At 45.1% G+C, this 18,144-nt stretch carries 18 protein-coding genes and 1 tRNA gene; 16 read left to right on the top strand and 3 right to left on the bottom strand.

The annotated features are described in order from the left end of the window. Positions 1 to 86 precede the first annotated feature (86 nt). The 3 genes from QUB13_RS19345 to QUB13_RS19335 are packed head-to-tail and all read left to right on the top strand — an operon-like array spanning position 87 to position 1,046. Positions 87 to 374, top strand: coding sequence for a hypothetical protein (locus QUB13_RS19345; protein WP_194068401.1), 288 nt, complete (start codon positions 87 to 89; stop codon positions 372 to 374). A gap of 48 nt (positions 375 to 422) precedes the next feature. Then, positions 423 to 578 carry a hypothetical protein gene (locus QUB13_RS19340; protein ID WP_333118224.1) on the top strand — a complete coding sequence of 52 codons (156 nt, stop codon included), beginning with the start codon at positions 423 to 425 and terminating at the stop codon, positions 576 to 578. Between the two features lie 27 nt (positions 579 to 605). After that, positions 606 to 1,046, top strand: coding sequence for an Hsp20/alpha crystallin family protein (locus QUB13_RS19335; protein ID WP_333092830.1), 441 nt, complete (start codon positions 606 to 608; stop codon positions 1,044 to 1,046). A gap of 107 nt (positions 1,047 to 1,153) precedes the next feature. On the opposite strand, the gene QUB13_RS19330 is transcribed toward QUB13_RS19335, so the two are convergent. Beyond that, a complete protein-coding gene (locus QUB13_RS19330) occupies positions 1,154 to 1,336 on the bottom strand; it encodes a hypothetical protein (RefSeq protein WP_333383559.1) in 183 nt (60 codons plus the stop codon). A 50-nt stretch (positions 1,337 to 1,386) separates the two neighbouring features. On the opposite strand from QUB13_RS19330, the gene QUB13_RS19325 reads away from it, so the two are divergent. From QUB13_RS19325 to QUB13_RS19265, 13 genes are all read left to right on the top strand, one after another. Beyond that, positions 1,387 to 1,749, top strand: a complete 363-nt coding sequence (locus QUB13_RS19325; protein ID WP_333383556.1) for a hypothetical protein — start codon at positions 1,387 to 1,389, stop codon at positions 1,747 to 1,749. Between the two features lies 1 nt (position 1,750). Continuing rightward, positions 1,751 to 2,122: a hypothetical protein gene (locus tag QUB13_RS19320; RefSeq protein WP_333383554.1), complete on the top strand. Its 372-nt coding sequence runs from the start codon at positions 1,751 to 1,753 to the stop codon at positions 2,120 to 2,122. A 247-nt stretch (positions 2,123 to 2,369) separates the two neighbouring features. Beyond that, positions 2,370 to 2,771 carry a fasciclin domain-containing protein gene (locus tag QUB13_RS19315; RefSeq protein WP_333383551.1) on the top strand — a complete coding sequence of 134 codons (402 nt, stop codon included), beginning with the start codon at positions 2,370 to 2,372 and terminating at the stop codon, positions 2,769 to 2,771. Between the two features lie 203 nt (positions 2,772 to 2,974). Beyond that, positions 2,975 to 8,143 carry a PAS domain-containing hybrid sensor histidine kinase/response regulator gene (locus QUB13_RS19310; RefSeq protein ID WP_333383649.1) on the top strand — a complete coding sequence of 1,723 codons (5,169 nt, stop codon included), beginning with the start codon at positions 2,975 to 2,977 and terminating at the stop codon, positions 8,141 to 8,143. Between the two features lie 470 nt (positions 8,144 to 8,613). After that, positions 8,614 to 8,841, top strand: coding sequence for a hypothetical protein (locus tag QUB13_RS19305; RefSeq protein ID WP_333092834.1), 228 nt, complete (start codon positions 8,614 to 8,616; stop codon positions 8,839 to 8,841). Between the two features lie 200 nt (positions 8,842 to 9,041). Then, a complete protein-coding gene (locus QUB13_RS19300) occupies positions 9,042 to 10,127 on the top strand; it encodes an amino acid ABC transporter substrate-binding protein (protein WP_333383547.1) in 1,086 nt (361 codons plus the stop codon). A gap of 264 nt (positions 10,128 to 10,391) precedes the next feature. Continuing rightward, positions 10,392 to 11,606 carry an amino acid ABC transporter permease gene (locus QUB13_RS19295; protein ID WP_333383544.1) on the top strand — a complete coding sequence of 405 codons (1,215 nt, stop codon included), beginning with the start codon at positions 10,392 to 10,394 and terminating at the stop codon, positions 11,604 to 11,606. A 343-nt stretch (positions 11,607 to 11,949) separates the two neighbouring features. Beyond that, positions 11,950 to 13,146 (top strand): amino acid ABC transporter permease, encoded by a 1,197-nt coding sequence (locus QUB13_RS19290; protein ID WP_333383541.1) that lies wholly within the window; start codon positions 11,950 to 11,952, stop codon positions 13,144 to 13,146. 168 nt (positions 13,147 to 13,314) lie between these two features. Beyond that, positions 13,315 to 14,067 (top strand): amino acid ABC transporter ATP-binding protein, encoded by a 753-nt coding sequence (locus QUB13_RS19285; RefSeq protein ID WP_333383538.1) that lies wholly within the window; start codon positions 13,315 to 13,317, stop codon positions 14,065 to 14,067. Positions 14,068 to 14,084: 17 nt separating this feature from the next. After that, positions 14,085 to 14,447, top strand: coding sequence for a papain fold toxin domain-containing protein (locus tag QUB13_RS19280; protein ID WP_333383535.1), 363 nt, complete (start codon positions 14,085 to 14,087; stop codon positions 14,445 to 14,447). A gap of 32 nt (positions 14,448 to 14,479) precedes the next feature. Then, entirely contained in the window at positions 14,480 to 14,833 is a 354-nt protein-coding gene (locus tag QUB13_RS19275) for a hypothetical protein (RefSeq protein WP_333383532.1), read from the top strand. A gap of 62 nt (positions 14,834 to 14,895) precedes the next feature. Further along, positions 14,896 to 16,977, top strand: a complete 2,082-nt coding sequence (gene uvrC, locus QUB13_RS19270) for an excinuclease ABC subunit UvrC (RefSeq protein ID WP_333383530.1) — start codon at positions 14,896 to 14,898, stop codon at positions 16,975 to 16,977. A 150-nt stretch (positions 16,978 to 17,127) separates the two neighbouring features. Then, a tRNA-Gly gene (locus QUB13_RS19265) sits at positions 17,128 to 17,198 on the top strand. Between the two features lie 183 nt (positions 17,199 to 17,381). On the opposite strand, the gene QUB13_RS19260 is transcribed toward QUB13_RS19265, so the two are convergent. Next, entirely contained in the window at positions 17,382 to 17,561 is a 180-nt protein-coding gene (locus tag QUB13_RS19260) for a hypothetical protein (protein WP_333092839.1), read from the bottom strand. 122 nt (positions 17,562 to 17,683) lie between these two features. Beyond that, positions 17,684 to 18,013 carry a hypothetical protein gene (locus tag QUB13_RS19255; protein WP_333092840.1) on the bottom strand — a complete coding sequence of 110 codons (330 nt, stop codon included), beginning with the start codon at positions 18,011 to 18,013 and terminating at the stop codon, positions 17,684 to 17,686. Between the last annotated feature and the right edge of the window lie 131 nt (positions 18,014 to 18,144).

The following is an 18,144-nucleotide window of genomic DNA, read 5'->3' as shown; positions in this document are numbered from 1 at the left end:
CGGAGGGCGATCGCTGCCTATCGTAGAAAAAGACAAGTTTTGTTTACTTGCACCTTTCGGCAGTTTAGCTGAATTTACTGACTCTTATGAGCATATTTCCTAATTTTCTTCGCTCTTTACTGCTGACGGGCCTGTTGAGCTTTGTCGCTCCCTTATTGTCGATCGGCGCGGGATTGACTGGCTGTGCGCTGATTAGCCTCGTCCCTGGCTTCCAAGGGCTCGGTCGTTCTGGAGAAAACATGATTTTACAGTTCTTAGCTACTTTCGGCAGCGGCTCTCCTCTCCAGGGTGTTTTGGCGATCGGTCTAGCTTTTGGTTTGGTTGGTGCTTTGTTTGATACCTACGCTTCTTATCAGCATTCGCGGTGGGATTGACCGACTTGAGAAAAAGCAGAGCAATCTCAAATTTAACATTATTTAGCTGTGGCTCCCTCGGATACCTGCGCCTGTAATGATTTAGCAGTACGATCGCCAATGTTCGGAAATGCGATCGCCCTTTTTGCGGAAAACCGAATATCGCTGTTGCGGAAGCAGGAATATATTAAATACAGGTTGAGTCAAGTGTTTCTCAACCTCTAACAACGTAAGAGATTCGAGGTATCAATTATGGCACTTATTCGTTGGGAACCTTTGCGAGAAATGGACTCCTTGCAGCGAGAAATGAATCGGTTGTTTGATAGCTTGACACCAGCGACCGATCGCCCATCTAACGGCCTAGCTTTTGTCCCCCCCGCCGAACTCAATGACACTCCCGAAGCCATCCACCTTAAGTTAGAAATCCCAGGAATGGAAGCTCAGGATTTGGACGTACAAGTAACCGCAGAAGCGGTGGCTATTAGTGGCGAAAGGCGATCGGAAATCAAGAGCGAAGATAAAGGCATAACCCGTTCAGAGTTTCGCTACGGTTCCTTCCGCCGGGTGATTCCCCTACCCGCACGAGTTCAAAATGACAGCGTACAAGCTGAGTACAAAAATGGGATTTTGAACTTGACTTTACCAAAGGCGGAAGCAGAAAAGAACCGCGTGGTTAAAGTTCAACTCGGCTAATCAATAATTCTTTACCACTTTAGTTAGTTTATTAATAGGGGGCGCAGTGCGTACCCCTATTCTTTGGGTAATTGGTAATTGAAAATTGAAAATTGAAAATTGCGAGTTTAAGGAATAATTCTTCCTTCTTCCTTCTTCCTTCTTCCTTCTTCTTCCTTCTTCCTTCTTCCTTCTTCCTTCTTCCTTCTTCGGACGGACTTACATCCGTTACATCCCGTACATTGCTCGTTGCCGAACTTCCTTCTTCCATCTTCCGACGGACTTACATCAGTTACATCCGTTACGTACATTGCTCGTTGCCGAACTTCCTTCTTCCAACCGTGTTAAACTCAAATCAGCAATGGTTGGTGGGGAGACTGGCGTGCCGAGTCAGGGAGTTGGAGGACATGGAACTGCATCGGAATTTGGAGACTTAACCGGAATGACTCGCCAAGAAGTCGATGACTTTTTGCGCGGACTGGGTGCAGAAATCCGACCTACTAAAGGTGGTTATCTTGAATACGAATTTGCCGATCGTTCGCGAGTCCATATTCGTATTGATGGTGAAGTTATACGCATCCCCGCTCCTAGATACGGTTCAGATGGCAGAAGAATAAACAAAGGTTTGCGTCTTGATAAAGACGGCAGTTCGATCAAAACACGCGATGAATTTGGCAACCCAATTCTGGGTACACACAATACTGGAGAAAAAGTGAGGAATTAGTATGCCGGATGACTACAACTTACTTAATTTAGGTGGACTGACATCCCTCGTAACCAATGTCAATGTCTCTTTGTGGGGAAATGAAATTTTATTTCAATGTATTTACGATCCTACAGGTGATCGCTTGCCTTATACCATAGTATTTCATGACTGCCGAGATGTCAGTTGGGAAGTGTTTCATCCTGAAGATGTACAAGAACCTGAAGCTGATTTAATTGGCATTCATTTGGGTGAAGACGAACACCGTCAAGCAGCTTTAATTCATACGGATATTTTTGAGATTTCTATTCTGTATGGCAGCTTCAATCTTCATAAAGGAGAGAATTTAAATTTAGAAATAACAGATTTAGAAACAAAGCTTTTGGTGTCATAACCGCCAGCAATCTTGTAGGGATCTTAAATTGCCTCGCGACTAAGTTACATATTAGTTAATAATATGATGCCTATAAAATAACCATTGTGAGGTTCGATCGTTCGGACTTGTGTCCGCAAAATAAGAGAGGAGATAAATCCCAGCACCTCAACGAATTACCAATTTTTTAGTAAAGACAGTAGGTATTCTTGCCCGCATCAGTTTACGATACTTAATAGAACTTTTTTGCCAAACGAGGTAGAACAAAATGCCTGATATTGTGGATATTGCCGTAGGTGCGGGTTCATTCCAAACCCTGGTAACAGCGGTGCAAGTAGCTAATTTAGTAGATGCACTCAAAAGTCCGGGGCCTTTCACGGTCTTTGCACCCACTGACGATGCTTTTGCGAAATTGCCACCGGGAACTATCACTACGCTAGTGCAGAATGTCCCCCAATTGAGCAGAATTTTGATGTTTCACGTCGTCTCCGGCAAGTTTATGAAGGCTGATTTGGCAAAACTCGGTTTTGTTACTTCTTTAGAAGGTTCGCCAATTAAAATTGATTGTTCTGACGGTTTTGAAGTGAAAAACGCTACTGTTGTCGCGGCAGATATCGAAGCTGAAAATGGTGTCATCCACGTTATTGATAACGTGATTTTGATGGGATAATTTCACTTTTCAACTTTGCAGCGGGAGCGAAGCAGGTGTCTTGCACTGCTGCTTCGCTCCCGATCGCGCTTTTATTTTGTGACGAATGAAGGTAATTTAAATCTAAAAAAGTTGTCTTTTCGCCGGATATATTTTAAAATTATTGTTTAAAAAAGTTTGAAAATCAATAATTATAATATAAGGAAACCTGTGTGGTGAGCACTATGCAAATCCTAGCCGCCAGCCTCAAAGCACAAGTCCGCCAGCGTACTTTTGAACTGCAAGTTCTCAACGAACTTACCGTGAAAGTACAACTTGCCACGGTTGCTGAGGAAATTTGGTCTGCGTGTATCGAACATATCGGGCGTCTGATTCCTGCGGAGACTATCCTCTTCGAGGGCCCAGCCACCGTAGGGGCGGGCTTTCCTTCGGATCGCTTCGCTAACGCTAACGAACTTTTGACGCTACCGGACGATCGACTATACCTCCAACCACTGTCAAACCCTTTAACTGCTCGCACCAAAGCCAAAATTAAAGCACGATTGCAAGCAGCCCGCGTTGAATGGCTCGCTGGAAATCGGGACTGGGCGTACAACATCGCTTTGCCACCAATCGGTCAGTTTAAGTCTGTCTTGATGGCACCAGCTAACGAAGATGAAAGTCAAGAATTGTTGGGAGTATTTTTTATCGGTGCAGAGCAGGCAACTGCTTTTAATATTGAACACCTTTGTTTGCTCCAAACTGTCGCTCAAATTTGTGCAACATCTTTGATTAATTTAGCAGCTAAAAAGCCGAATGTCAAGGAAAAAGATCGAGATAATTTTGCCGTCGGTGAGGAAACTAAAGAATTCGTATTGCGGGCTTTGGCGGACTGTGCGCCGGACATAGTTTTTGCAAAAGATCGAAATTTTAAATACATTTTTGTTAATCAAATTTTGGCGCAATATTTAGGAAAAAATGTTGAAGAAATTCTCGGAAAAGATGACATTGAATTAGGATTTTCAGCAGCAGCCGTATTTGGCGATCGCCAAGGCTTTGTTAGGGGCATTCGCGAGGAAGATCGAGCTGTACTCGCCGGGGAGATGGTTCGCAATCCCTACCAGGCGATCGTCTTTGGAGGCGACAGACAACACTTTTTTGACGCCCAAAAACTGCCGCTGCGGGATGCGGAGGGCAATATATTTGGGGTTTTGGGTATTTATCGGGAAATTTTAGAACACTCTGCCGCAGAGGAAGCCAGAAATCAAAGCCAAGCCAAACTGCAAAAAATTACTGCTAGCGTACCTGGTACGGTATATCAAGTTGACTTGCAGCCAGACGGTTCGATGACCTTCTCGTTTGTGAGCGCGGGCTGTCGAGAATTGTATGAAATAGAACCAGAGGTGGCTCAGCAAGATTTTAATGTAATTGTTGACATGATTCATCCCGAAGATCGAGATGATTTTGTCAACTCGGTGCAGATTTCTGCTGAAAGTTTGCAGCCTTGGCGGTGGGAAGGCAGAATTGTTACTCCGTCGGGAAAACTGAAATGGATGCAAGGAGCTTCTCAACCGGAAATGCAAGAATCGGGGGAGATAGTTTACTACGGCTTGTTCACGGATATTAGCGATCGCAAACAAGCGGAATTAAAACTGCAACTTTATCAAGAAATATTTTTAAAGTCTAACGATGCGATCGCCATTTTAGACCCCCAAGGCTATTATTTAGAAACAAATCAAGCTCACACAGCTTTGCTGGGTTACAGTTCATCGAAATTGTGGGGAAAAACCCCTGCGATTCACATGGGAGAACCGGCTTTTGCGTCGCTGCTGCAAAGCTTAGCCGAAACAGGGAGTTATCGAGGCGAAATAACCTGTGTTAAGGCTTTACAAGCCGGAATCTTTGAGGCGGAACTTTCGGCTTTTGCGGTTCTCAATGATGCTGGGGATGTGGTTTGTTACGTCAGCGTCAAAAGAGATATCACCGAACGCAAGCGAGCTGAGGACAAACTTAAACTTTATCGAGAAATATTTTTAAACTCCAACGATGCGATCGTAATTATCGATGCTGATGGGTTTTTTCTGGAACAAAATCGCGCTCACCAATCGCTGCTAGAATACACAGACGCAGAATTAGAAGCAGAAGCGCCACCGCTGGTGGCGGAGGAGCGCTTTTCGGCAATTACCAAAAATTTAGCGAAAACAGGAACTTTTCGGGGCGAAATTACTAATTCTACTAAAAAAGGTCGCACGCTGGCGATCGACGTAGCGGCATACTCTGTGATGAACAACAGCGCCGATATAATTTGTCACGTCTGCGTCAAGCGCGACATTACCGAACGCAAAAAAGAAGAAGAAGAACGGCAAAAATTTGTGTCGTTGATTGAAAATAGCAGCGATTTTATCGGTATGGCTACTCTCGAAGGCCACACACTATTTGTCAACGAAGCCGGACGCAAAATGGTTGGTGTAGATCCGCTTTCGGAAATGCTTTATACGGAGATCTGGGATTATATAGGTCACACTTTTAAACAAGAATTTACTCAAGAAATTTTGCCCAAAATGCTCAGTGACGGTCAGTGGCAAGGTGAAGGTCAAATGCAGAACTTCCACAGCCAAAAACGCATAGATGTGGTGATAAATGCTTTTCTGGTAAAGCATCCTCAAAGAAGCGAACCATTGTGCTTTGCTGCGGTAATTCGCGATGTGACTGAACGCAAGCAAGCTGAGAGAATGCTGCGGGAACAAGCAGAACAAGAACGGCTAGTTTCGGCGATCGCCCAGCGAGTCCGGCAGTCTCTCAATCTCACTCAAACTCTGAGCACTGCTGTACAAGAGGTGCGGCAATTGCTGGGAACAGATCGCGCGGTAATTTATCGTTTTGATTCCGAGGAAACAGCGAGTGTTGTTGTGGAATCTGTAGGGGATGATTGGATGCCGTTGCTGGGCATAAAAGTTCCAGAAATATCTTTTGGCGAAAGTTATCTATCGCTATACCGCGCCGGAAAAATTCAAGCAAGGGCAGATATTTATACCGCCAGTTTGAGCGACATCCACCGAGATTTTCTGGTTAGTTGGCAGGTAAAGGCTAATTTAGTTGTACCAATTTTTATCGGCGATGAAAGTCAGGAGTTGGCAACAGAATATCCGCCGGAAACTCCCAGAATAGGGTCGCCGATGGGGAGTTTGGAAGCGAGTCAAAATCGATTGTGGGGATTGCTGGTTGCTCACCAGTGCGGTGGCCCGCGCGCTTGGACTGATTCTGAGGTGGATTTGCTGGGAAGGTTGAGCGTGCAGTTGGCGATCGCCATTCAGCAATCTACTCTGTTTGAACAAGCCCAGCAGGCCCGAGAAGCAGCCCTAGAAGCCTCTAGAATGAAGTCGCTATTTTTAGCAAATATGAGTCACGAAATCCGCACTCCGATGAATGGAGTGATGGGAATGACTGATTTGCTGCTGAAAACAAATCTCACTCCCGAACAGCTAGACTTTGTACAGACGCTGAAACTCAGCAGCCAAAATTTGCTATCAATCATTAATGATATTCTCGATCTCTCCAAACTGGAAGCCGGAGAAATGCGCTTGGAAACTATCGAATTTGATCTCAGTATCTGTTTGGATGAAGTGCTGGATTTGTTGGCAACTCCCGCACAAGAAAAAGGTATAGAATTGGTGGCGCTGATTGACAGCGACGTGCCGCTGCAAATTAGAGGCGATGCAGCGAGGTTGCGGCAAATTCTCACTAACTTAATCAACAATGCGATTAAGTTTACCGAAGTAGGAGAAGTAGTAATTGAAGTTTCTACTGGCAGGCCTCCGGGGTTGGTGGCAGACAGTGCCGTTCGTAAAAATTTAGAGAATATGCAGCCGTTAAAACTCGGAAGCAATCGCTCGCTGTTGCTGCTGTTTAAAGTCACCGATACAGGAATTGGAATTACGAAAGAAGACCAAAAAAAGCTGTTTCAATCTTTTACCCAAGTTGATGCTTCTATGACAAGAAAATACGGCGGCACAGGTTTGGGTCTGGCTATTTCTAAGCAGTTGGTGGAGTTGCTAGGGGGTCAAATAGGCGTGGAAAGCACGCTTGGTCAAGGCTCAACTTTTTGGTTTACTGTGCCGGCTGTTAAGGAAAATTTGACTGCGAGGACAGCGTGCGACGTGAATTTGCAAACGGTGTTGGCGGGACGAAAAATGTTAGTTGCTAGCGATAAGCCGACATTGCGAAAAGTGCTGCTGAAAATGGCTGTTTTGTGGGGAATGGAAGTTGACGAGGTTGAGAACGGTTGGATGGCGATCGCCTCTCTGTACAAAGCTGTCAGCATTAATTCTCCTTACGCTATTGTTTTGGTTGATATTCAGTTACCGGAAATGGTGGCGGGAAGTCTGGAACGTTTGATGATTGCTGAGCAGGCTATGCAGCAAACGCATTGGGTGGTGTTGACTTCTATTACTCAGATATCGGAGGCGAAACGTTTGGTAGATATCGGTTTTAGCGGCTATTTAACTAAACCTGTGAAAGCTCATCGGCTGTTTGATTGTTTGGTGAATGCGATCGCCCCTAGTGTTGAAATCGATCTGTCGCTGGCAAATCCCACCAATAATCAACCCTCAGTTGTTGACAATCGGGAGTTAGCCAGCTTGAAGATTTTGTTAGTTGAAGATACTCCGATCAATCAAAAAGTTGGCTTGAATCAACTCAAACTTTTGGGATGCGCTGCGGATGTGGCGAATAACGGTGCTGAGGCGCTATCGATGCTGACTCTCAAAAAGTATGACATTGTGTTGATGGACTGTCAGATGCCGGTTTTGGACGGTTACGAAGCGACGCGGGAATTGCGCCGTCTGGAAGCGACAGGCGCTGCTGGTTTGGGGGAGTTGGAGCTTCATACGGTGGTGATTGCGATGACGGCGAATGCTTTGAAGGGCGATCGGGAAAAGTGTCTGGCGGCGGGGATGGACGATTATATTAGCAAACCTATTTCGATCGAAAAGTTAAAATCTGTACTCGAAAATTGGTCGGTAAAGTTAAAAATTGAAAGTCCCAAGTTTCAGGGCGAGGAACTCGAAAACTCTGCAGCGGATCTAGAATCTGTAGTGGATATGGCGCGTTTGCACGAAATTGCTGGCGCTGATTTAGATTTTGAGCTGGAAATTTTGCAAACTTTTGTGGTGGATACTGACAGTTATTTAAAAGCAGCTAAGGGGGCGATTTCTTCGGGAGATGTGCAGGCGCTGGCCCGCCACGCGCATCAAATTAAAGGTGTCAGCGCTACGGCGGCGGTGCGGCGAATGCCGGATTTGGCTGCTGAGCTTCAAAATCTGGCCGAATCTAATGATTTGGAGGGTGCAACGAAAATCATCGCTGAATTAGAAATAATTCTGGCGAGGGTTGAAAAGTGGACGGCTGGTCAGTAATAGGTTCTACAGTATTTGTAGGAGTGCCCAGGCCTAAAAAATCATGATAGTTTGGCTACAAAAGAAGTGTTGGGTTTTTTGCACGGGCGATAGTTGGCAAGGTGCGGATCTATGAGATTATGGATATGTTTAGGGATTTTCGCTAGGCGACGCAACCTAGGACTTGATTGATTTTATGCAGAAGTGGCCCGATCGCGAACATCTCCTATTAGTCCCTGCGATGGGTAGCCTGTAAAGATTTTTAACTTTTTATCAAGATATTTATTTCTATGTGACGAGATTAGGAACTCTTATAACATCTTGTGTGTTGTAGCTTTTGACACTACTAAATTGAGTTATTGTGGTGAAATATAAAATAATCATTAAGCCGATCGCTCAAAAGATACTTTTCGTATATCGGCTTGAAAGACTAAGATCGGATTTTCGTCCGCCCAACCCATTAACTGCGTATTTACGCTTGAGGAGGTTTTATGACTCCAATCATGTTACGTCAACTCTGGTCGTTAATTGAGACCACCCAAGCCACTCTGTTAGTCAATTTAGACGATGACACCCTGGTACAGTGGCTGCTGAAGCAGTTAAAGGCAAATTCTGCGCTCAATGGCAATGAAACAGATGTGTTGAACGAGTACATCGAGTCTCGGCTGTCGCTAATTCGCGATTTAGCTGAGGAGCGTTTGGCCCCCGATCAGTTCTGAGCCGATTAAATCAAAATTGGATAAATATTGTAGAGAAGGGCGATCGCCCGCAGCCGGCTCAAAAAGATCGGCTGGTTTGCGTGGAGTTGTCGCGGTTCACAACAGCTAATTTGAAGCAGCCCGATGTTGTAAATGGGCGATCGGCAAAGTTATCGACAGCGACAAGGTAGGATCGTCAGGAAAGCGTTCTACTAAAATCTATGCGTAAATGGGGATTTCTGTTGCTAGCAAGCGTGTTATTAGTCGCACCGCTAGCATCTTGTCGGGATCGATCGGCACAAACCGGACAAAATACAGCGACAAATTCTGGTGAAGGCAAATCGCAACAAGGTTCCAGCCGGATAGATACTATTGTCAGCCGCGGCAAACTCATTTGTGGCGTCAGCGGCGAACTACCGGGTTTTAGCTTTGTAGACGAAAAAGGTAAATATTCGGGACTCGATGTAGATGTATGCAGGGCGGTGGCGGCGGCAATATTTGACGATCCCGAAAAAGTCGAATACCGAAAGCTCAACGCCAAAGATAGATTTACAGTTTTGCAATCTGGAGAAATCGACCTTCTCAGCCGAAATACCACCTTTACGGCCAGTCGCGACAGCACTACGGGACTGGAATTTGCGCCAATTGTCTTTTATGACTCTCAAAGCATCATGGTCAAAAAAGACAGCGGCATCAAAAGTTTAAAAGATTTTGCCGGCAAATCTATCTGCGTGCAGACAGGTACGAGCAACGAACAAAATTTGTCCGACCAAATGCGAAAATTAGGAGTCAAATACACTCCTGTCGTGTTTGAAGATGTGAATGCTACCTTTGCTACCTATCAAGAAGGTCGCTGTCAAGGTGTTACTTCCGATCGATCGCAACTTCTTTCTAAGCGCACAACTCTACCGAATTCCGAGAACAATGTGATTTTGCCGGTAGTGATGTCAAAAGAACCCTTAGCCCCAGCGGTAAAAAGCGGCGATGCGAAATGGGCGGATGCGGTGAGATGGATTATTTTTGCGGCGATTGAAGCTGAAGATTTGGGAATTAATTCAGAAAATGTAGATAAAATTGCAGCAAGCACTACAGATCCGAACGTCAAACGTTTGCTAGGAAAAGAAGGAGACTTAGGTAAAGGTTTCGGACTCTCGGACGATTTCGCTCTCCGCGTTGTTAAAAAAGTGGGGAATTACGGGGAAATATACGATCGCAACCTCGGCCCGAAAAGTACACTTAAGTTAGACCGAGGTCAAAACAGACTCTGGAAAGATGGCGGTTTGCTTTACTCGCCACCCTTCCGTTAATTTCATCAGGACTTAAACGCGCTTCGTCCCAGAAACCGGGTTTTTTACGCAAATATTTGACGCTTGCTCTTTACCGCTTGAAAAACCCGGTTTCTGGGCTATTGGTGCGTAATTCTCTGTATAGTAGACCTCTGTCATTCATTGGCTCTCAAGACTTGAAATTATCTGCGTTTATCGTCGGTTGCATCTGCTTTGCACCTGCGGTAGATCTATCAATCAAAGATTTATGCAATTCAAGTCTAGTTCGCTCTACATTAAAAAATTATGAATACAGAACCTCAACCGGGCCAATCCAAGAAATCATCCAAATTTCAAGAGTTATCAACACTGCTGCGAGACGATCGCTTGTGGAAAATAGCCGGACAGGCGATCGCCCTAATTTTAGTAATAACTGTCATCGCCATTTTTTGGGACAATCTCAGCGCCAATTACGCGCAACTAGGGATTGAATTTGGATTTGACTTTCTCAATTCCCAAGCATCCTTCGATATCGGCGAAAGCGTAATTCCCTACAGTCCCGAAAACACCTACAGACAAGCTTATTTTGTCGGTTTAATCAACTCGTTGCGGGTAATGGGCCTGGGGATTGTTTTCACAACAATTGCGGGTGTGACGGTAGGAATTGCGCGCCTTTCCGACAACTGGTTGCTGCGGAATTTGGCTGCTTTGTACGTAGAAATTCTGCGAAACACGCCGTTATTACTGCAATTATTTTTCTGGTATTTCGCAGTGTTCATTTCCCTGCCAAAACTGGAAGATAACCCGCAGATGAAAGGGCCGATTTACTTGACCAATCGCGGTATTGCTGTACCTTTGCCTGCACCTTTGCCCGGTTTTGAGATTTGGTTGATTTTGTTAACTGTTGGAGTTTTGGCTGCGGCGGGGCTGTGGATGTGGCGGGGGCGGGTGATGCTGGAAACAGCGAAGCCGGGAAGACAGTTATTTTGGGCGGCAGGTGCGATCGGGCTAAGTGCGATCGTAGCTTTAATTATCACCAAAAATCTGCCTTTGCGCCTAGATTTTCCCCGCCTGACACCAGCATTGCAACTCCAAGGAGGATTAAAAATAACTCCAGAATTTGCAGCCTTAGTAACAGGACTCAGCTTGTATACTGGGAGTTACATTGCAGAAATTGTCCGCGCCGGAATTCAGTCAGTATCCCGAGGCCAGTGGGAAGCGGCAAAATCTTTGGGACTAAAATCGGGAACCGCGATGCGGATGGTAATTTTGCCACAAGCCTTGCGGGTGATAGTGCCGCCTTTAACCAGTCAGTATTTGAATTTAGCTAAGAATTCAAGTTTAGCAGTTGCGGTTGCTTATCCCGACGTTTACTTTGTGGTGGGCTCTCCGACGTTGAATCAGACCGGTCGGGCGATCGAAGCAATGCTAATTATCATGGTAACATACCTAACAATTAGTTTAATAGTTTCTCTATTCATGAATTGGTACAATCAAACCGTACAACTCAAGGAAAGATAAAAACTTAATTTTGCTTACAATAAGGCAAATCAAATGGCTTAAAGTGACTTCAGTTTAAGCAGCGTCTTAAAAACATTTCAATTAAGTTATTCTGAAACTGCTAATTTGTTTGCGAACGAACAGGAACTAGAAAGCCGTCAAAATTTTAGAAATTTTAGTATAGCGGTTCTCAATAAAATGAGGTTTGCCCAATCCCTCCGCTTCGCTCCGCCCAATCCCTCCGCTTCGCTGGGCCCAATCCCTCCGCTTCGCTCCGCCCAATGCCCACTCCTAGCACCTAATGTTACTGAGAAAGGCTAGATATAAGTGCAATTAGAAATTAACGACTAACCACTAAAGAATTATGGAAAAAACCCCCGTACTACCGCCTCCCCCCACCGAATCGCCCACACCTTGGAATTGGGCGCGCAAAAACCTATTTAGTACCTGGTACAACTGCATTTTTACAGTAGTTTGTCTGATTGTCGGTTTCCAAACTATCAAAGGAATTATCGTTTGGGCTACAACAAAAGCTCAGTGGCGGGTATTAGAAGCCAACTTACCGCTATTTTTTGCGGGCAGATTTCCCAGCGATTCCTACTGGCGGCTGTGGATAGTGGCGGGAATAATTGCTTTGTTGGGAGGCTTGACTTGGGGAAATATTCAGCGGGAAGAACGACTTTGGAATGCGCCTACATTGATTTTACTCGCTGCTGCGGTTGTCGGTGCGCTAATTTCGCCGATCGACCAAACCTCTAGCTTCTATCTCTTAGGAATTATTATCGCAGCCACTGCAGGCTACGTCACCGCCAGACAAATCAACCCTAAAATCATGGGTTGGATGCCAGGAATTTGGGCTTTATCCTTCCCGCTGATTTTGTGGCTAATTAAAGGCGGGTTAGGTTTGAGAGAAGTCTCGACAAATGATTGGGGCGGTTTAGTGTTGACGCTGTTTTTAGCAATAATCAGCATTGTGCTTTCCTTTCCCTTGGGAGTATTGCTAGCCCTGGGGAGACAAAGTTCTTTGCCAGTCGTCAAACTGCTTTCAACATTATATATTGAAATCGTTCGCGGTTTGCCATTAATTGGCATTTTGTTTTTAGGTCAAGTGATGCTGCAATTATTTTTGCCGCCGGAATATCCCAAATTAGATAGAGTCGTAAGGGCGATCGCCGGATTAACATTATTCAGTGCGGCATACTTGGCAGAAAACGTGCGCGGGGGCTTGCAAGCCGTACCCAGGGGACAAATAGAAGCGGCAAGGGCGATCGGGCTAAACACACCACTACTGACAATTCTCATTGTACTACCCCAAGCGTTGCGAACTGTCATTCCGGCGATCGGCGGTCAATTCATCGGATTATTCATGGATACATCCCTACTTGCGCTATTTGGAATGTTAGAATTAATCGGAATATCCCGCGCAATTTTAGCAAATCCATCATACATCGGTAGGTACGCCGAAGTTTACATTTTCGTCGGCCTAATTTATTGGGTATTTTGCTATTCAATGTCATTAGCTAGCCGCAAACTAGAACGCAGTCTCGAAAAAAGTCATTAGTCATTAGTCCAACGTCATTTTAGCCCCTCGCGAAGCCGAAGGCTAGTCATCAGTCATTTTAGCCGCTCGCGAAGCCGAAGGCTAGTCATTAGTCATTAGACAATTTTTAAACACAAATCTCTATCAGCGTTCATCTGCGTTCATCAGCGGTTAACAAATAAAAAAATCATGGAAACTCAATCCACAAGTCCCGAAACAGTAATCGTAGCAGAAAACGTCCACAAATGGTACGGAAAATTTCACGTACTGCGAGGCGTTAGCATGAACGTAAACCGAGGCGAAGTCGTCGTCATAATGGGCCCGTCCGGTTCGGGAAAATCCACATTTATTCGTACTTTCAACGCCTTAGAAGCATATCAGCAAGGTAAAATAACGATCGACGGAATCGAACTTTCCCACGACTTGCGGAACATCGAGACAATTCGCCGGGAAGTAGGAATGGTATTTCAACAATTCAACCTGTTTCCCCACCTATCAGTCTTGCAAAACGTCATGCTAGCGCCCGTATGGGTGCGCCGCTGGCCCAAGAAAAAAGCCGAAGAAGCAGCAATGCAACTGTTAGAAAGAGTGGGAATTTTGGAACAAGCACAAAAATATCCCGGACAGCTATCTGGCGGACAGCAGCAACGGGTAGCAATTGCACGTTCTTTAGCAATGCAGCCTAAAATTATGCTTTTTGACGAACCAACATCAGCATTAGATCCAGAAATGGTGCGAGAAGTTTTAGATGTGATGCGAAATTTGGCTGAAACTGGAATTACAATGGTAGTAGTAACTCACGAAGTCGGATTTGCGCGCGAAGTAGCCGATCGCATTGTATTGATGGACGGCGGCGTTTTAGTGGAAGAAGCCGGGCCGGAAGAGTTTTTTCAGCAGCCGAAAGAAGAACGCACGCGCAAATTTTTATCTCAGATATTGTAAAGTAGAGATATGATTTAATGCCAAGCAATCCACAATTTTCTGACGAAGAAATTTATAAACAGATAGCCTCGCTTGTCAGGAATTTTAAGCTATTGCAGTGCGCTGAATGTGCTGAAGCTATTAAAAATTGGTTAAAAGCAAACGGTATTAACGGAACTCATCTTCAACTAAAGTTAGTAGGACGAGGATATTTTATAGTTAGTCAACGGTGGGAAGAAGGCAGAACACCGATTACTCAGAATGGCACACACTACGGTATTGAGGTTCGCAACCGAGTGTTTGATAATTTGTCAACAACCGGACTGACTAGAGAAGAATGGATCGAAGACTTTGACTGTCCGAGCGGTCAGTTTATTCTCGAAGAAATTGAAAGCTTTTAATTGTATCAATTTACATAAAGGAGGAATAAATAATGACTAAACTTTACGAATTACTCGATCGCATTCAAAAAAAACCGGGAATGTACATCGGTTCCCCTTCTATCAGCAACTTATTTATGTTCTTGTGCGGCTATCAACACGCCCGCGATTTGCTCGAAACCCCGTTCACAGAACAAGAGGAAGAATTTGCAAAATTTCAGCCTTGGCTGCAAAAGAGATTTGCTGTTAACACGTCCGCTTCTTGGGCTAAAGTTATTCTGTTTTATTCAACAGATGAAAGTCAGGCTTTTGATACTTTTTTTGATTTGCTGCAAGAATTTATTAAGGATAAATATCCGTTGGATAAGGTAGATGATAATAAATCTGCGGTTTTGACTTGTGATTAATTCCCTTGACTTGAATAACAGCGTTACAATAGTAGATATAAGTCAGAAAATATCAAATTTATATGCCGTCCACCAAAACACTGCCGCTAATTAAAGATGCAGAACGCTTGGAAAATCGCCTCAAAGAAATTCCGGCAGTTCCTGGTGTATACTTAATGCGAGACGAGGGCGATCGCATCCTTTACATTGGTAAATCAAAAAAACTGCGAAATCGCGTCCGTTCCTACTTCCGCGAAAGCCAAAACCTCAGTGCCCGCATCGCACTGATGGTGCAGCAAGTGCGGGAAATCGAATTCATCGCCACCGACACAGAAGCGGAAGCTTTAGCATTAGAAGCAAACCTTGTAAAACAGCACCAACCTTACTTTAATGTCCTCCTCAAGGATGATAAAAAATATCCTTATTTGTGCATAACTTGGTCGGAAGAATACCCGCGCATTTTCATCACCCGCAAACGTCGCGCCAGCAGTGCAAAAGACCGCTACTACGGCCCCTACGTCGATACAGGTGCGCTACGGAGTACGCTGCATTTAATCAAGCGGATTTTCCCCCTGCGACAGCGCCCTCAGCCGCTGTTTAAAGACCGTCCCTGTTTGAACTACGACATCGGCCGCTGCGTCGGCGTTTGTCAAGGGCTAACTTCGCCGGAAGAATACCGCAAAATCATCCAAAAGGTAGCGATGATTTTTCAGGGAAGGACTCAGGAATTGCTGGATATTCTGGAACCGCAAATGGAACAAGCAGCGGAAGATTTAAACTTTGAAACTGCGGCGCGAATTCGAGATCAAATTAAGGGTTTGCAGTCTTTGAGTGCTGGTCAAAAAGTGTCTTTACCGGATGATACGGTTTCTAGAGATGCGATCGCCCTTGCAGCCGGCACTCAGCACGCTTGCGTTCAATTATTCCAGATTCGTGCAGGTCAATTAGTCGGAAGACTGGGATTTATTGCAGAAATACCCGCCCAACTCCCCCTTGCAAAGGGGGGGCAAGAGTTATCTCAATCCCTAGAAAAAGGGGGGCAAGAGTTATCTCAACTTTCTCTTTCCTCTCCCCCTTGGCAAGGTGGGGAAGGGGGGGTAGATGCCGGGGCAATTTTGCAGCGGGTGTTGGAGGAACATTATCAAAATGTCGAATCCGTAGAAATTCCCAGCGAAATTTCAGTGCAGTACGAATTGCCAGAAGCGGAAATATTAGCAGATTGGTTGACTAATCGTAAAGGACGAAAAGTGACAATTTTGACTCCGCAACGCCAAACTAAGGCGGAGTTGATTGAGATGGTGGAACGCAATGCTGAGTATGAATTGGCAAGAATGCAAAGATTGGGCGATCGCAATTCTCAAGCAATGGAAGATTTAGCAGAACTGCTCGATTTGCCCGAACTGCCGCACCGCATAGAAGGTTACGATATTTCTCACATCCAAGGTTCGGATGCGGTAGCTTCCCGCGTCGTATTTATTGATGGTTTGCCGGCCAATCAACACTACCGCCATTACAAAATTAAGAATCCTGAAATTAAATCGGGTCATTCTGACGATTTTGCGAGTTTAGCAGAAGTTATCGGCAGGAGATTCCGCAAGAATAAGGAAAAAGAAAGTTCGGCAACGAACAATGTACGGGATTTAACGGATCAAAGTAATGAAAATGAATTGAGTAATTTAGGATTGCGGCAAGAAGTCAGTAGTTTATCTTCGGTTTCTCATACTATTTCTGACAAACCGGATTTGATTATGATAGATGGTGGCAAAGGTCAACTGTCAGCAGTTGTGGCTGTTTTGCGGGAGATGAATTTGCTAGATGAGTTGCGGGTTGTTAGTTTGGCTAAGCAGCGAGAGGAGATATTTTTGCCGGGGGAATCTTTGCCGCTGCCAACTAATTCTGAGCAGCCAGGGGTACAATTATTGCGGCGGGTGCGGGATGAGGCGCACAGATTTGCTGTGAGTTTTCACCGGGATCAAAGAAGCCAGAGAATGAAGCGATCGCGCCTTGATGAAATTCCCGGATTGGGACACCACCGACAAAAACTGTTGTTAGCGCATTTTCGGTCGATCGACTATCTGCGTTTAGCGACTCCCGAACAGTTGGCAGAAGTTTCTGGGATTGGCCCGCGTCTGGCGCAGCAAGTCTACGATTATTTCCACCCGTAAAGCCTTTGGTAGCCTTGGAAATGGAGATTTTTAGCTGATTGGGCGATCGGGCTCCAAGTCCCGATTTAGCCCTTGGGAGGGACAACTTAAAAAATTTTGCACAGGCCTATTGCAATTTTTAGAAGCTTGTGTTATATTTGGATTCTGTGTGCGGGCATAGTTTAGTGGTAAAACTTTAGCCTTCCAAGCTAACTATGCGGGTTCGATTCCCGCTGCCCGCTTACGAATATATGAGCCTCAAATCAACGATAAATCAACGGTTTGAGGCTTTTTATTGCCTAAATTACCAGGCATTAGGGCGTTGAGGTAACTAGAAATTGGATACAAATTAGCCACCTATCACCCTATTGACACTAAATTGGATACAAATTGGATATGATTTTGTATCCAATTTAGACCTGTACTCAGTCCCTGTCCCCCAGTAGATCCAACACCGCCTCCATATCTGCCAAGTCAGCCCTCGACTTTTTACGCCGCCCTTTCAACTGGTTAAGCAACTCTGCCGGCTCTGGCAACTCCGCGACGGTCGGAGCTAAATTAGTTTCCCGATCGCGCTGCGCTTCCTTAAGTTCTTGCTCCAACATCTGCACCTTCAAAACCAAATCGCCGTTGCGCTCGTGTAACTGATTCAGTTCTGCGTCCCATTCTGTAAGTTGCTTGTTGGCCGCTTTTAATTCAAGCCTGAGTGATTCATCGTTGCCATCACTCAGGCTCTCAATTTTCCCAGCCGTTCCTCAATGGCGGCCATCCGCTCGATTACCGGGTCAAGTTTTGAACTTACAGCCTTGTCTACAATGTCTACAGTATTTGTAGACACGACGCTATCATTGTTTCGTGTAGACAAATCTGTAGACGGTGTAGACACATAATCGTTGCTTGCTGTAGACGGTGTAGACACCGCTGTGGACGTGCCTGACACTTCCTTGAGAATGCGTTGTGCAGCTTGATTAACCGACTCACCGTCTAACCTCTGAGCCTCTATCCAGTTTAGGAAGTGACCGGAAGCTCTAAACGATACGACTTGACTTTGACTCATTGTAGACACCTGTATACAGTATTTGTCTACAATAACAGGCGACTGTCTACACTGTCAACATTTTGTCTACAAAGTTTGTATACACAAAAATCCCCCAGTTAAGGGGGGATGGGTTTAGCCGTCAATTGTCA

The organism is Microcoleus sp. B4-D4 (assembly GCF_036705185.1).
Taxonomy (GTDB): domain Bacteria; phylum Cyanobacteriota; class Cyanobacteriia; order Cyanobacteriales; family Microcoleaceae; genus Microcoleus.
This window is presented reverse-complemented; position numbering and strand designations above follow the sequence as displayed.

Coding starts and splice junctions, on each gene's coding strand:
- uvrC (WP_333383530.1), top strand. CDS start 14,896: ATGCCGTCCACCAAAACACTGCCGCTAATTAAAGATGCAGAACGCTTG.
- QUB13_RS19345 (WP_194068401.1), top strand. CDS start 87: ATGAGCATATTTCCTAATTTTCTTCGCTCTTTACTGCTGACGGGCCTG.
- QUB13_RS19335 (WP_333092830.1), top strand. CDS start 606: ATGGCACTTATTCGTTGGGAACCTTTGCGAGAAATGGACTCCTTGCAG.
- QUB13_RS19300 (WP_333383547.1), top strand. CDS start 9,042: ATGCGTAAATGGGGATTTCTGTTGCTAGCAAGCGTGTTATTAGTCGCA.
- QUB13_RS19295 (WP_333383544.1), top strand. CDS start 10,392: ATGAATACAGAACCTCAACCGGGCCAATCCAAGAAATCATCCAAATTT.
- QUB13_RS19290 (WP_333383541.1), top strand. CDS start 11,950: ATGGAAAAAACCCCCGTACTACCGCCTCCCCCCACCGAATCGCCCACA.
- QUB13_RS19330 (WP_333383559.1), bottom strand. CDS start 1,336: ATGTACGTAACGGATGTAACTGATGTAAGTCCGTCGGAAGATGGAAGA.
- QUB13_RS19275 (WP_333383532.1), top strand. CDS start 14,480: ATGACTAAACTTTACGAATTACTCGATCGCATTCAAAAAAAACCGGGA.
- QUB13_RS19320 (WP_333383554.1), top strand. CDS start 1,751: ATGCCGGATGACTACAACTTACTTAATTTAGGTGGACTGACATCCCTC.
- QUB13_RS19260 (WP_333092839.1), bottom strand. CDS start 17,561: ATGTTGGAGCAAGAACTTAAGGAAGCGCAGCGCGATCGGGAAACTAAT.
- QUB13_RS19305 (WP_333092834.1), top strand. CDS start 8,614: ATGACTCCAATCATGTTACGTCAACTCTGGTCGTTAATTGAGACCACC.
- QUB13_RS19285 (WP_333383538.1), top strand. CDS start 13,315: ATGGAAACTCAATCCACAAGTCCCGAAACAGTAATCGTAGCAGAAAAC.
- QUB13_RS19255 (WP_333092840.1), bottom strand. CDS start 18,013: ATGAGTCAAAGTCAAGTCGTATCGTTTAGAGCTTCCGGTCACTTCCTA.
- QUB13_RS19325 (WP_333383556.1), top strand. CDS start 1,387: ATGGTTGGTGGGGAGACTGGCGTGCCGAGTCAGGGAGTTGGAGGACAT.
- QUB13_RS19315 (WP_333383551.1), top strand. CDS start 2,370: ATGCCTGATATTGTGGATATTGCCGTAGGTGCGGGTTCATTCCAAACC.
- QUB13_RS19280 (WP_333383535.1), top strand. CDS start 14,085: ATGCCAAGCAATCCACAATTTTCTGACGAAGAAATTTATAAACAGATA.
- QUB13_RS19310 (WP_333383649.1), top strand. CDS start 2,975: ATGCAAATCCTAGCCGCCAGCCTCAAAGCACAAGTCCGCCAGCGTACT.